General features: G+C 74.2%; 13 protein-coding genes. 6 read left to right on the plus strand and 7 right to left on the minus strand.

What is annotated here, in order from left to right; all coding sequences use genetic code 11:
• Positions 1–429: ArsB/NhaD family transporter (locus tag I4I78_RS22785; RefSeq protein ID WP_275957997.1), on the plus strand; the 429-nt coding region annotated here is incomplete at its 5' end.
• A gap of 78 nt (positions 430–507) precedes the next feature.
• On the opposite strand, the gene I4I78_RS22790 is transcribed toward I4I78_RS22785, so the two are convergent.
• The 5 genes from I4I78_RS22790 to cobC all read right to left on the minus strand — a co-directional run bounded on the left by I4I78_RS22790 (position 508) and on the right by cobC (position 5,150).
• A complete protein-coding gene (locus I4I78_RS22790) occupies positions 508–681 on the minus strand; it encodes a hypothetical protein (protein ID WP_218613510.1) in 174 nt (57 codons plus the stop codon).
• A 169-nt stretch (positions 682–850) separates the two neighbouring features.
• Positions 851–2,068: a bifunctional RNase H/acid phosphatase gene (locus tag I4I78_RS22795; protein WP_308252297.1), complete on the minus strand. Its 1,218-nt coding sequence runs from the start codon at positions 2,066–2,068 to the stop codon at positions 851–853.
• On the minus strand, positions 2,065–2,802 hold the full coding sequence (locus tag I4I78_RS22800; protein ID WP_218613511.1) for a zinc ribbon domain-containing protein: 738 nt from the start codon (positions 2,800–2,802) through the stop codon (positions 2,065–2,067). The genes I4I78_RS22795 and I4I78_RS22800 overlap by 4 nt, the downstream gene beginning before the upstream one ends.
• Positions 2,803–2,848: 46 nt before the next feature.
• Complete coding sequence (locus I4I78_RS22805) at positions 2,849–4,024, minus strand: YqfO family protein (protein WP_218613512.1); 1,176 nt, start codon at positions 4,022–4,024, stop codon at positions 2,849–2,851.
• Between the two features lie 34 nt (positions 4,025–4,058).
• A complete protein-coding gene (gene cobC, locus I4I78_RS22810; protein ID WP_218613513.1) occupies positions 4,059–5,150 on the minus strand; it encodes an Rv2231c family pyridoxal phosphate-dependent protein CobC in 1,092 nt (363 codons plus the stop codon).
• A 131-nt stretch (positions 5,151–5,281) separates the two neighbouring features.
• Here cobC and I4I78_RS22815 point away from each other — a divergent pair, with 131 nt between their 5' ends.
• The 4 genes from I4I78_RS22815 (at position 5,282) to I4I78_RS22830 (ending at position 8,393) form a co-directional block, all read left to right on the plus strand.
• Positions 5,282–5,740, plus strand: coding sequence for a low molecular weight protein-tyrosine-phosphatase (locus I4I78_RS22815; protein ID WP_218613514.1), 459 nt, complete (start codon positions 5,282–5,284; stop codon positions 5,738–5,740).
• Positions 5,737–6,621, plus strand: coding sequence for a fructosamine kinase family protein (locus tag I4I78_RS22820; protein WP_218613515.1), 885 nt, complete (start codon positions 5,737–5,739; stop codon positions 6,619–6,621). Before I4I78_RS22815 ends, I4I78_RS22820 begins: the two co-directional genes overlap by 4 nt.
• Positions 6,622–6,849: 228 nt before the next feature.
• On the plus strand, positions 6,850–7,428 hold the full coding sequence (locus tag I4I78_RS22825; RefSeq protein WP_226380260.1) for a sigma-70 family RNA polymerase sigma factor: 579 nt from the start codon (positions 6,850–6,852) through the stop codon (positions 7,426–7,428).
• Positions 7,425–8,393, plus strand: a complete 969-nt coding sequence (locus I4I78_RS22830; RefSeq protein ID WP_218613517.1) for an anti-sigma factor — start codon at positions 7,425–7,427, stop codon at positions 8,391–8,393. Before I4I78_RS22825 ends, I4I78_RS22830 begins: the two co-directional genes overlap by 4 nt.
• Positions 8,394–8,411: 18 nt before the next feature.
• On the opposite strand, the gene I4I78_RS22835 is transcribed toward I4I78_RS22830, so the two are convergent.
• Positions 8,412–9,689: a cyclopropane-fatty-acyl-phospholipid synthase family protein gene (locus I4I78_RS22835; protein ID WP_218613518.1), complete on the minus strand. Its 1,278-nt coding sequence runs from the start codon at positions 9,687–9,689 to the stop codon at positions 8,412–8,414.
• An 88-nt stretch (positions 9,690–9,777) separates the two neighbouring features.
• On the minus strand, positions 9,778–11,196 hold the full coding sequence (locus I4I78_RS22840) for an FAD-binding oxidoreductase (protein ID WP_218613519.1): 1,419 nt from the start codon (positions 11,194–11,196) through the stop codon (positions 9,778–9,780).
• Between the two features lie 123 nt (positions 11,197–11,319).
• Here I4I78_RS22840 and I4I78_RS22845 point away from each other — a divergent pair.
• The coding region (locus I4I78_RS22845) for a dienelactone hydrolase family protein (RefSeq protein WP_218613520.1) at positions 11,320–11,968 on the plus strand (649 nt) is incomplete at its 3' end.

Genomic DNA, 11,968 nt, shown 5'->3' on the forward strand with positions numbered 1-11,968 from the left:
TTCTGCCTGTTCGTGCTGGCACTCGGCGTCGTCGTCGCGGCGGTGAGCTCGCGCGGGCTCGCCGACGGGCTGGCCTCGCTGCTGCCGTCGACGCCCTCGTTGGCCGGGTTGCTGGCCGTGGCGGGGATCGCGGCCGTGCTGGCGAACCTGGTGAACAACCTGCCCGCCACGTTGGTGCTGCTCAGCGCCGTCGGGACGGCGGCGCACCCGGCGATCGTGCTGGCCGTGCTGCTGGGGGTGAACATCGGCCCGAACCTGACCTACACCGGGTCGCTGGCCACCCTGCTCTGGCGACGGGTGGCCGGCGGCCGCGGGGAGCCGCCGCGGCTCGGGACGTTCGTCGCGCTCGGCGCCCTGACTGTCCCGCTCGGCCTGGCCGCGGCCACCACCGCCCTCTGGGCGGTAGTCACCCTGACCGGGGTGCGCTGAGCCCTCCCCGCACGAACGAGCGGCGCGGTCGTCGGAAAGGTTCCGACGGCCGCGCCGCTCGTGTGCGCAGGGGCGGGGTCAGAGCTCGTGGGCCTGGTCGTGGCTGAAGTCGGTGTCCGGGTCCTGGTCCCGGGGCGCCAGGCCCTGGATGACCGGGCGCGAGGTGCCCCGGCGCTGCTGCGGCATCCTCGCGATGGTCTTCATCTCGTGCGCCATGTCGTACCCGTAGTCATGGATGTGCTCGACCGACATCGTTGTCCCACCGCTCCCCGCGAACGCCCGGATGTACCCGACCTCAACGCTCCGTGACCGGAACCCTCCGGACGGTGCACGAGAATCATCGCCCGTACGGGGATCACCGGACAAGGGCCGTCCACCGTCCGGAGTCACACCCACCCCGGACGGGTAACGCAAGATCGATTCAGAGACCCGCGAGATAGGACGTGTCGTTGACCAGCCGGACCGATGCTCCGCCGTCCGGGTAGAACTCGGCCACGTTCACCGAGGCCAGGTCCAGGTGCAGGCGGTAGAGCACCGACGGTCCGGCGCCGAGCGCGTCGCGCAGCAGCAGCTTGATCGGGGTCACGTGGCTGACCAGGACGACGGTCCGGCCCGGGAACTCGCCCAGGATCGCGTCCTTCTCCGCGCTCACCCGCTCCCCCACCGAGGCGAAGCTCTCGCCGCCGGGCGGGGGCATCTCCGACGAGCCGAGCCAGCGCGCATGCAGATCCGGGTCACGGTCGCGGGCCTCGGCGAACGTGAGGCCCTCCCATCCGCCGAAGTCGGTCTCGATCAGCCGGTCGCGAACCTGCAGCGGGGCCGCGGTCGTCTCGGCCAGCGCCGCGGCGGTCTGGCGGGCCCGGCGCAGCGGCGAGGTCAGGATGGCCGCGACCTCGACGTCCTCGGCGGTGAACCGCTCGGCCAGCGCGCGGGCGGCCGCGGCGGCCTGGGCCTGGCCCAGCTCGGTCAGCTCGGGGTCGCCGTGCCCGGAGTAGCGCCGGTGCACCGAGAGCTCGGTCTGGCCGTGGCGCAGCAGGATCAGCCGGGTCGGCACGCCGATCTGGCCGGTCCAGGCCGTCGCCGCGACGTCGGTCGAGGACCTTCCGGGCGCGACCGTGGGCCCGGCCACCGCCGTGACGACGTCGCGGCGGGAGAGCGCCTCGGTCGTCGCCCCGGTCGGGTCGCTGCTCTCGGTGGCGCCACCGAGGGGGGCCGAGGCCACCGTCGGGCTCGACCCGCCGTCCATCGCCTTGTTGGCCAGCGCGTCCGCGCGCGAGTTGCGTGCCCGCGGGATCCACTCGTAGTCGATCCGGTCGAACTCCGAGGCCAGGTCCCGGGCACGCTGCGCCAGCGGCACCATCGCCGGGTGCTTGACCTTCCAGCGCCCGCACATCTGCTCGACGACGAGCTTGGAGTCCATCCGGACGTCCACCTCGGTCGCGCCCAGCTCGAGCGCCGCGGCCAGCCCGGCGATCAGCCCGTTGTACTCGGCGACGTTGTTCGTGGCCCGGCCCAGCCCGTCGAACACCTCGGCCAGCACGGTCTCGCCGTCGGCGTCGAGGACCACCGCGCCGTAGCCGGCCGGCCCGGGGTTGCCGCGCGAGCCGCCGTCCGCCTCGACGACCAGCTTCCGGCTCACAGGCCGGACTCCTTGGTCCGCACCAGGATCGCGCCGCACTCCTCGCAGTGCACGACCTCGTCGGGGGCCGTGCCGCGGACCTGCGAGAGGAACGTGCGGTCCAGCTCGAGCCGGCAGGCCCCGCAGCGGGCCTCACGCAACAGCCCGGCGCCGACCTTGCCGCCCTCGCGGCGGCGCTGGTAGTCGGCCATCAGGTCCTCGGGCACCGTGGGCGCCAGCTCCGCGCGCGCCCGGTCACGTCCGGTCCGGGCGGCGTCGAGGTCGGCCACGGCGGTGTCGCGGCGCTCGGTGACGGCGGCGACGGCCCCCTCCGCCTCGGCCAGCGTGCGCTGGGCGTGCTGCAGGTCCATCCCGACCGCCTCGCGCTGCTCCATGATCTCGAGCTGCTCGTCCTCCAGCACGCCCTGGCGGCGGGCGAGGGTGTCGAGCTCGTGCTGCAGCTCGGTGGCCTGCTTCGCTCCGACGCCGGACCCGGCGAGCATCGCCTGGTCCTTCTCGGTGCGGGCGCGCACGCCCTCGACGTCGCGCTCGATCCGCCGGATGTCGCGGTCGAGGTCCCCGGCCTGGGTCTCGGCGCGCACCACGGCGTCCTTGGCGGCCTGCACGTCCTTCTCCGCCTCGGCGAGCTCGGCGTGCTCGGGCAGCGTGCGCCTGCGGTGCTCCAGACGCCCGATCTCGGCGTCGACCCCGGCCAGCTCCAGCAGCCGGGTCTGCGCTGCGACGTCGGCCTTCACAGGATCGTCACCTTCGTCTTCATGATCGGGGCCTGCCTCGTTCTCGTCAGTCCTGCGGGGTTACCGCGGCCGTGCTCGGGTGCGCGGCGGTCGTCCACGGATCGGTGCGGATCCGGGAGACGCGGACCTCGACGCTACCGCCGAGGGCCGCGGCGACGACATCCGCGGCCTGTGCGCACCAGGGCCACTCCGAGGCCCAGTGCGCGACGTCGACCAACGCCGGAGTGGCCGAGCCCGGCCCGGTCCCGGCCAGCACGTGCTCCGACGCCGGGTGGTGGCGCAGGTCCGCGGTGACGTAGGCGTCCACCCCGGCCGCGACCGCGGCGTCCATCGCGGAGTCGCCCGCCCCGCCGCAGACCGCCACCCGGCGGATCTCGCGGTCCGGGTCGCCCGCGCCGCGCACGCCCCACACGGTGCCCGGCAGCCCGGCCGCGACCCGCTCGGTGAACGCCGCGAACGACTCCGGGCGCTCCAGCTCCCCGACCCGGCCCAGGCCGCACGCCGAGGGCAGGTCGGCCATCTCCAGGACGTCGAACGCGGGCTCCTCGTAGGGGTGCGCGGCCCGCAGTGCGTCGACGACGGCGCGTCGGCGCCCGCGCGGGAGCACCATCTCGATCCGGGTCTCGGCGACCCGGCTCAGCTTCCCGACCTCGCCGACGGCCGGGTCGGCGCCGGCGTGCGGCAGGAACTGGCCGGTCCCGGCGGTGGCGAACGAGCAGTGGCTGTAGTCCCCGACCTGCCCGGCCCCGGCCGCCGACAGCGCCTCGTGCACGGCGCCGATCGCGGGCCCGACCGGCACGAACGTGACGATCTTGTCCAGCGCCGGCGCCGGCGACGGCTGCAACGGCCCGTCCACCCGCACCCCCAGCGCCGCGGCCAGGGCGTCGGAGATGCCGGGGTCGGCCGAGTCGGCGTTGGTGTGCGCGGTGAACAGGCCCGCGCCGCCCCGGACCATGCGGTGCAGCAGCGCACCCTTAGGCGTGTCGGCGCCGACACCGTGCACCCCGCGCAGCAGCAGCGGATGGTGGGTGACGAGCAGCTGCGACTCCCCGGCCAGGGTCTCCGCGACCGTCTCGACGACCGGGTCGACGGCGAAGGTCACCCGCGACACCTTGTCGTCGGGGTCGCCGCAGACGAGCCCGACGGCGTCCCAGTCCATGGCCAGCGCGGGCGGGTAGGCCGCCTCCAGCACCTCGACGACGTCCCGCAGGCGAGCTGTCATGACTCCGCCTCCGCGGGAAGGAGCACGTCGGCGGTCATGCCGGCACGGCCAGGTCGCGCAGCGCGGAGTCGAGGGCCTCGACGAGCACGCGGGCGGTGCGCGGCGGGCGGACCGCGACGCGCAGGTGGTCCGGGCCGAGTCCGGGGAACGTGTCGCAGCGGCGTACCGCGATGCCCTCCTCGCGCAGCCTGGCGCGGACGATGTCGCCGCTGCCGTCGGGCAGGTGCAGCAGCAGGTAGGGCGCCGACCCGTGCAGCACGTCGACACCCTCGAGGGCGTCGAGGGCCGCGGTCTGCTCCACCCGGTGCCCGGCCAGCTCGCGGGCGCGCTGGTCGGCCGCGGACAGCGCGGCCGGCTCGCAGCACGCCACGATCGCCTCCAGCGCCAGGGTGGAGACCGGCCACTGCGGCCGCGGCGCGGCGAGCCGCTGCAGCAACACCGGGTCGCCGAGCGCGTACCCGGCGCGCAACCCGGCCAGCGCCCAGGTCTTGGTCAGCGAGCGGAACACCAGCAGCCCGGCCAGCGTGGTGTCCCCCGCGACCGACTCCGGCTCCCCGGGCACGGCGTCGGCGAACGCCTCGTCGACCAGCAGCACGCGCCCCGGCCGGGCCAGCGAGCGGATCACCTCGGCCGGGTGCAGCACCCCGGTGGGGTTCGTCGGGTTCCCGATGACGACCAGGTCGGCGTCGGCCGGGACGGCGGCCGGGTCCAGCACGTGCCCGTCCCGGGCGTGGGTGAGCACCCGGGTGACCTCGATCCCGGCATCGTCCAGTGCGGCCTCGGGCTCGGTGAAGCCCGGGTGCACGACCACGGCGTGCCGCGGGGCCAGCGACGGCAGCAGGGCGAACCCCTCGGCGCTGCCGGCCAGCGTCAGCACCTGCTCCGGCGGGCGGCCGTGCCGGGCGCCGGCCGCGGCGCGCGCCTGCGCGTCGTGCTCGGCACCGGGGTAGCGACCGAGGCCGTCCAGGGTCGCTGCGAGGCGGTCGCGCAGCCAGTGCGGCGGTCCGTCGCCCTGCACGTTGACCGCGAAGTCGACCAGCCCCTCGGCCGCGTCGACGTCGCCGTGGTGGTGCAGGTCGTGACCGGGCGGTCCTGCCGTACCGCCGGACGGAGGATGCAACGCCATCGGACCACCCTACGACCGGCGACGACGGCGCGGGCCCTGCGGTCGCGCGTCACGGTCGACGGGGGTGCCCCGACCGGGCCTCGGGGCGGCCCTCGACCACCGGTCGGCGTCCGGGCGCATACGGTACGGGCGTGCACGTCTCCTTCGTCTGCAGCGGCAACATCTGCCGGTCCCCCATCGCGGCGAAGGTCCTGGCCGCCGAGATCGAGGCGATCGGGCTCTCCGACCGCGTGCGCGTGAGCAGCGCCGGGACCGGTAACTGGCACGTCGGGTCCCCGATGGACGAGCGCGCGGCGCAGACCCTGGCCGACAACGGCTACGACACCACCCACACCGCGCGCCAGGTCGACTCCGAGGCGCTCTCGGCGGATCTGCTGATCGCCCTGGACGACGGTCACCGCCGGACGTTGCGGTCCAGCGCGCCGGAGCCGGAGCGGGTGCGCCTGCTCCGCTCGTTCGCCCCGGACGCCGGGGCCGACGCCGAGGTCCCGGACCCCTACTACGGCGGCCCGGACGGGTTCACCGAGGTCCTGGACATGGTCCGCGCCGCGATGCCCGGCCTCGTCGAGTACGTGAAACGGAACGCGTGACTGTTCTCGCCCCCGTCGTCGAGCGCCTCACCGGCGCGCGGGTGCGGCGCGAGCACGGCGGCGTCCCGGCCCGCTGCGAGCTCGACGACGGGCGCGTCGTGGTGTGCAAGAACGGCGCGTCCGACCCCGGGTCGGTGCCGGCCGAGGCGGCCGGGCTGGCCTGGATCGCCGTCCCGGGCGGCCCTCCGGTGCCCGAGGTCCTCGGCGCCGACGACGAGTGGCTGGTCACGACGTTCGTCGAACCCGGCCGTCCGTCCCGGGAGCACGCCGCGGAGCTGGGCCGTCGTCTCGCCGTGCTGCACGACGCCGGCGCCGACGGGTTCGGCGCGGCACCCCCCGGCGGGCCCGAGGAGGCGTGGATCGGGCACACCCGGATGCGCAACGGCGCGAACGCGGCGAGCTGGCCGCAGTGGTACGCCGCGGAGCGGGTCGAGCCCTACGTCCGCGCCGCCCGCGACGCCGGGGACCTCGGCGACACCGGCGTGTTCGAGCAGGTCTGCTCCCGGCTTCCGGAGCTGGCCGGGCCGCCCGAGCCACCGGCGCGCCTGCACGGTGACCTGTGGTCGGGCAACGTGCTGTGGGGGCCCGGGAGGAGCGCAGGCGGAACGGGTACCGGCACTGCGGGCGTCGGTGCCGCGCTGATCGACCCGGCCGCGCACGGCGGGCACCGCGAGACCGACCTGGCCATGCTCGACCTGTTCGGGCTCCCGCACCTCGATGCCCTGCGCGGGGGCTATCACCAGACCTCACCCATGGCCGACGGCTGGGAGGCGCGGGTCCCGCTGCACCAGCTGTTCCCGCTGCTGGTGCACACGGTGCTGTTCGGCGGCGGCTACGCCGGTCGGGCCGTCGCCGCCGCCCACGCCGCCCTGCGTGTCTGACCGGACATCCGACGGACATCCGACGGGCATCCGGCGGGGAATCTGGCGAACCGGAGAAATCCGGCCCCGGAATGAACGGCGCCGCCCCGCCCGACGTAGGCATAGTGGATGGTCACCGCAGCGCTCCACCTGTACGGCAGGACCCTGGGGACGACGACACGGCGATGCACCGTTCACGCGCCCGGGCGCTCCGATGCCGGAGGGGTCGGGACGAAGGGGGAGACCGGGTTGGACAAGCGTTCTCCGGCCGTGCTCGACGGGCCGGTCGACCTGCGCCGGGAGTCCGACCTGGAGGCCGCCTACCGGGCCCACGGCGCGGAGCTGCACCGGTTCGCCGCCCGGGCGCTGCGCGACGAGGGCGCCGCCGGGGACGTCGTGCAGGAGGTGTTCGTCCGGGCCTGGCGCAACGCCGAGCGCTACGACCCGTCGATCGCCTCGATGCGGGTGTGGCTGTTCGGGATCGCCCGCAACGCGGTGATCGACCACGTCCGCCGGGCCCGCAGCCGCCCGGGCGACCGGTCGCCGACCGACCCGGGCGACCTGGCCGACCTCGCCGAGGGGCGCGACGCCGGGCGCGCCGGGGACGCGTTCAGCGACGACCTGGTCACCACGTGGCTGCTCGAGGACGCCCTGGGCCGGCTCGGCCCGGAACAGCGCAGCGCCGTCGTCGAGACCTACCTGCGCGGGCGGCCCTACGCCGAGGTCGCGACGGAACAGTCGGTGGCCGTCGGGACGCTGCGCAGCCGGGTGTTCTACGGCCTGAAGAACCTGCGGCAGATCATGGACGACATGGGAGCAGTGCTGTGAAGACCCCGATCCCGGACGAGCGCCACCGCGAGCTCCGCGAACGGCTCGGCGCCTACGTCCTGGACCAGCTCGACGACGACGAGCGGGCCGAGGTCGACGCGCACCTGAGGGAGTGCCCGGAGTGCCGGGCGGAGGCCGACGACCTGCTGCCGCTGGTGCGCCCGCTGGCCGCCGTCGACCCCGACGCCCTCGCCGCAGGCCCCGCGGCCGGCGACCCCGCGGCCGGCGACCCCGCGGCCGACGACCCCGCGGCCGACGACCCTGCGGCCGGCGACCCCGGACCCGACGGGGCCGATCCCGGTCTCGCGGCGATCCTCGGCCGCATCCGGGCCGAGCGGGACGGCGGAGACACCGACTCCCGGGAGCAGACGGCCCACCCCGGGGCCGGCGCCGGAGCCGGGCAACCCCGCACGCCCCTGGACCCGCCGACGATCGAGACGACCCCGGTCCCGCACCCGCACACCACTCCGGACGGGAACGGTGTCCTCCGCCCGCTACGCCGCCGCCCGCGCGCGGCGAACCCGCGGGCGACCCCACGAGCGGCGACCTCACGGGCGGCGACCCCACGAGCGGCGACACTGCGCATGGCCGCGGCCGCCGCGGTGATCGCGCTGGCCGGCGTCGGGCTCGGGACGGCCCTGGCGCCCGGCTCGTCGGACGGGCCGCTGGAGAGCGTCGACGTCCAGGCGCTGCGCCCGGGTATCGACGCCGAGGCCGGCGTCGTCCCGCACACCTGGGGTGTGGAGCTCAAGCTCACCGCCAGCGGGTTCGACCAGGGCCGGACCTACCGTGCCGCCGTCCTGGACACGGCCGGGCGCACGGTCGGGGCCGGCGAGTTCGTCGGCACCGGGGGCGCCGAGATGGAGTGCAACCTCAACTCGTCGGTGCTGCGGGACCGGGCCACCGGCTTCGTCGTCACCGACGAGGCCGGCAGCCCGGTCCTGGTGTCACGCTTCGAGGCCTAGCCCGCCGGTGAACACCGGTCAGTAGGCGCCGTGCTCGCCCCGCAGCGGGAACGCCGACGAGCCGTTCTCCCCGAGCTTCACGCCCAGCACCTGGTGCAGCTGGATGTTGTCCAGGTCGAACCCGAGGCGGCACGCGGCCATGTAGAGCCGCCACACCCGGGCCCGGCCGACCCCGACCTCGGCGACGCCGTCGTCCCAGTTGCGCTCCAGGTTCGCGCCCCAGTCGCGCAGCGTCATCGCGTAGTGCTCGCGCAGGTTCTCCGCGTGCCGGATCTCGAACCCGGCGTCGTTCATGGCGGTGACCAGCAAACCGATCGTCTCCAGCTCGCCGTCCGGGAAGACGTAGCGGCTGATGAACGGGTCGGTGTGGCGCTTGGTCGGCCGGAACGGCTGGGTGATGCAGTGGTTGAGCATCCGCCCCTCGGGCCGCAGCTTCGCGTACATCGAGGAGAAGTAGGAGCCCAGGTTGGCCTTGCCGATGTGCTCGGTCAGGCCGATCGAGCTGACCGCGTCGTAGACGCCGTCCGGCACGTCCCGGTAGTCCTGGTGGCGCACTTCCGCCAGGTGCGACAGGCCGCGGCGCTCGATCGCCTCCTGCGCCCACGCGGCCTGCTCGCGGGACAGCGTCACGCCGAGCGCGCGCACCCCGTGCTCGGCCGCGGCGTGCATGACCATGCCGCCCCAGCCGCACCCGACGTCGAGCAGGCGCATCCCCGGCTGGAGGGCGAGCTTGGCCGAGACCAGCTCGTACTTCGTGGCCTGGGCCTGTTCGAGCGTCGCGTCCGCGTCCGGGTAGGCGGCGCAGGTGTAGGTCATCGACGGGCCGAGGACGTACTCGTAGAACGTGTTCGAGACGTCGTAGTGGTGCGAGATCGCCTGGGAGTCGCGACGGCGGGAGTGCAGCAGGCCCTTCGGCCGCGCCTCCAGCTCCGGCGGCGGGACGTGGTGCTCGCGCCAGTAGGGCAGCAGCTGCCGGGCCAGGCGCAGCTGCTCGCGGCGCGGGAGGGAGTGCAGCGTGACCTCCGAGAGCGCCCGCAGCGCGGCGTAGAGATCGCCGTCGACGTCGATGTCCTCGGTCACGTAGGCCCGCGCCAGCCCGAGCGAACCGGGCGCGGACGCCAGCCGTGCCAGTGCCCGCGGGGTGCGGACGTGCAGCGTGATCTCGGCGTCCCGCGGCCCGGTCGTGGAGCCGTCGAAGGCCTCCACCCGGATCGGCGAGTTCGGTCCGAGCACGCTGGTCAGCAGGTCGGCCACCGGCGGCGACGTCACCTGTGTCCGCTCGATCAACCCTGTCATCGTCCTCTGCCCCCACTCCCTCGTCGTACGGATGTCTCGCTGCTCGGTGCGGATGCTCGTTCCGCTCCGCTTCTCTCGAACCGCTGCGTCAGCGGCCGGTCACCTTGCTGAACAGGTCCTGCGCGCGGCCCGCCGGGTCGTAGCGGTCCTTCACCGCCCGGTACGCCGGGCCGTTGTAGCGCGCCCAGAACTCGTCCTCGTCGTAGTGAACCGTCGAATAGAGCGACTTGTGCCCGCCGAGGTCGGCGACGAGCTCCTCCACCAGCCGGTTGTGCGCGTCCGGCTTCCCGGGTACCTCGGGGACCGACGACCAGAACCCGACGTTGACGTAGAGCTCGTCGGGGTCCATCGGGTACAGCGGCCACGTCCGCTGCCCGCGCAGCCGGACCGGGCAGAGCCAGACCGGTGCGATCCGGACGTCGCGGTGGAACACCTCCAGGAACTCCGGGATCCGCGCGACCGGGATCTCGACGTCCTGGATCACCATCTCCTCCTCCGGCGCACCGAACGCACGACGGACATGGTTGCTGGCCTGGTAACGCTGGTCCAGTGCCACCAGCCTGCGGTACACGTCCGAGCGGCGCAGGTGACGCGGCCAGAAACGGCGCACCAACGGCTGCTGGACACCGAACGCCCGCGAGCACCAGAACCAGTCCGGGTCCCAGCGCCAGATGTAGTCCCGGACCTTCAGGTGGTCCACCGGCCGGCGCTGCAGCGACCGGTAGTAGACCTCCTGGCCGGTGTAGTCGGAGACCCGCGCACCCGGCATCGGCTCGTCGACGAACTCGCCGACGGTCAGGTACTGCTCCCCCGGCGAGAACACCGTCCCGTCCAGGAAGTCGACCGTGCCGATGCCCGTTCCGCCTGCGCTCCGCTCGTGCCCCGACCGGCTCAGGTCGCTGAGCTCGATGATCGCCTCGGTCGCCGCCTGCGCGTCCGGGTAGCGGAGGTGGGTCAGCTTCACGTAGGGCTTGACCGGCATCAGCTCGATCACCAGGCGCAGCGCGTAGCCGAGCGTGCCGTAGGAGTTCGGGAACGCGTGGAACAGGTCCGCGTGCTCGCCGTCGGGCGTCACCGTGAGCAGCTCGCCCTCCGGGGTGAGGACGTCCATCTCCTGCACCGACTCGTGCGGCAGCCCGTGCCGGAACGACGTCGACTCGATGCCCAGCCCGGTCACCGCGCCGCCCAGGGTGATCGTCTTGAGCTGCGGGACCACCAGCGGCATCAGCCCGTGCGCCAGCGTCGCGTCGACCAGGGTCTCGTAGGTGGTCATGCCCTGGACCTCGGCGGTGCGGGCGATCCGGTCGACACCGATCACGCCGTTGAGCGCGGAGGTGTCCAGGCGCACCGTGGCCGGTGCCGGGCGGTCCCGGTCGCCGAAGCGGAACAGGTTCGAGGTGCGCTTGCCCAGCTGCACCGACGGCCCGGACGCGGCGCGGGCCCGTCTGAGCTCGGCGACCGCCGCGTCGTGCGCGGCGCGGGAACCGGACACGTCCAGGGTGGTCATGGGCTCAGACGGTAATCCCCGGTCGTTGGTAACGCTAACGCTATTCGTCCGAAAGGGACGTCTCGCCGGTCACACCCGCGCCCGTCGAGCGGGTGCGGAGCCGCTGTGGTGTGATCGCCGACGATGTCCGATCACAGCGACGAGAACCCGATCCAGAACGTCACGTTCGCCAGCAACGGCGGGACCGCGCACGGTTACCTGAAGCTCCCGGACTCCGGGTCCGGGCCCGGCGTGGTGGTGATCCAGGAGTGGTGGGGTCTCACCGACCACATCGCCGACGTCACGAACCGCCTCGCCGCGCAGGGCTTCGTCGCCCTGGCGCCCGACCTCTACGGCGGCCGCACCACCCACGACTCCGACGAGGCCGGCACCCTCATGGGCGAGCTCCCGGTGAACCGCGCCGCCACCGACCTGGGCGGCGCCGTGGACTTCCTGCTCGGCCACGACGCCGTCACCTCCTCGACGGTCGGCGCGGTCGGCTTCTGCATGGGCGGCGGGTTCGTGCTCGTACTGGCCGCGCAGCAGGGCGACAAGATCGGCGCCGCGGTGCCGTTCTACGGGGTCCTCAAGGAGGACTACCCGAGCTTCGCCGGCCTCACCGCGCCGATCCAGGGCCACTTCGGCCGCGACGACACGATGGCCGACCCGGACGCCGTGGACGCCCTCGCGACCCGCATCGAGTCCGAGTCCGGCACCCGCCCGGAGTTCCACCAGTACCCGGCCGGACACGCGTTCTTCAACGACGAGAACCTGATGGGCACCTACGACAAGG

Source organism: Pseudonocardia sp. KRD291 (genome assembly GCF_019263595.1).
In the GTDB taxonomy this organism is placed as follows: domain Bacteria; phylum Actinomycetota; class Actinomycetes; order Mycobacteriales; family Pseudonocardiaceae; genus Pseudonocardia.

What these genes read in the sequence shown, in the direction of transcription:
- I4I78_RS22790 (WP_218613510.1), bottom strand. Translation starts at nt 681, where the DNA reads ATGTCGGTCGAGCACATCCATGACTACGGGTACGACATGGCGCACGAG.
- I4I78_RS22805 (WP_218613512.1), bottom strand. Translation starts at nt 4,024, where the DNA reads ATGACAGCTCGCCTGCGGGACGTCGTCGAGGTGCTGGAGGCGGCCTAC.
- cobC (WP_218613513.1), bottom strand. Translation starts at nt 5,150, where the DNA reads ATGGCGTTGCATCCTCCGTCCGGCGGTACGGCAGGACCGCCCGGTCAC.
- I4I78_RS22835 (WP_218613518.1), bottom strand. Translation starts at nt 9,689, where the DNA reads ATGACAGGGTTGATCGAGCGGACACAGGTGACGTCGCCGCCGGTGGCC.
- I4I78_RS22840 (WP_218613519.1), bottom strand. Translation starts at nt 11,196, where the DNA reads ATGACCACCCTGGACGTGTCCGGTTCCCGCGCCGCGCACGACGCGGCG.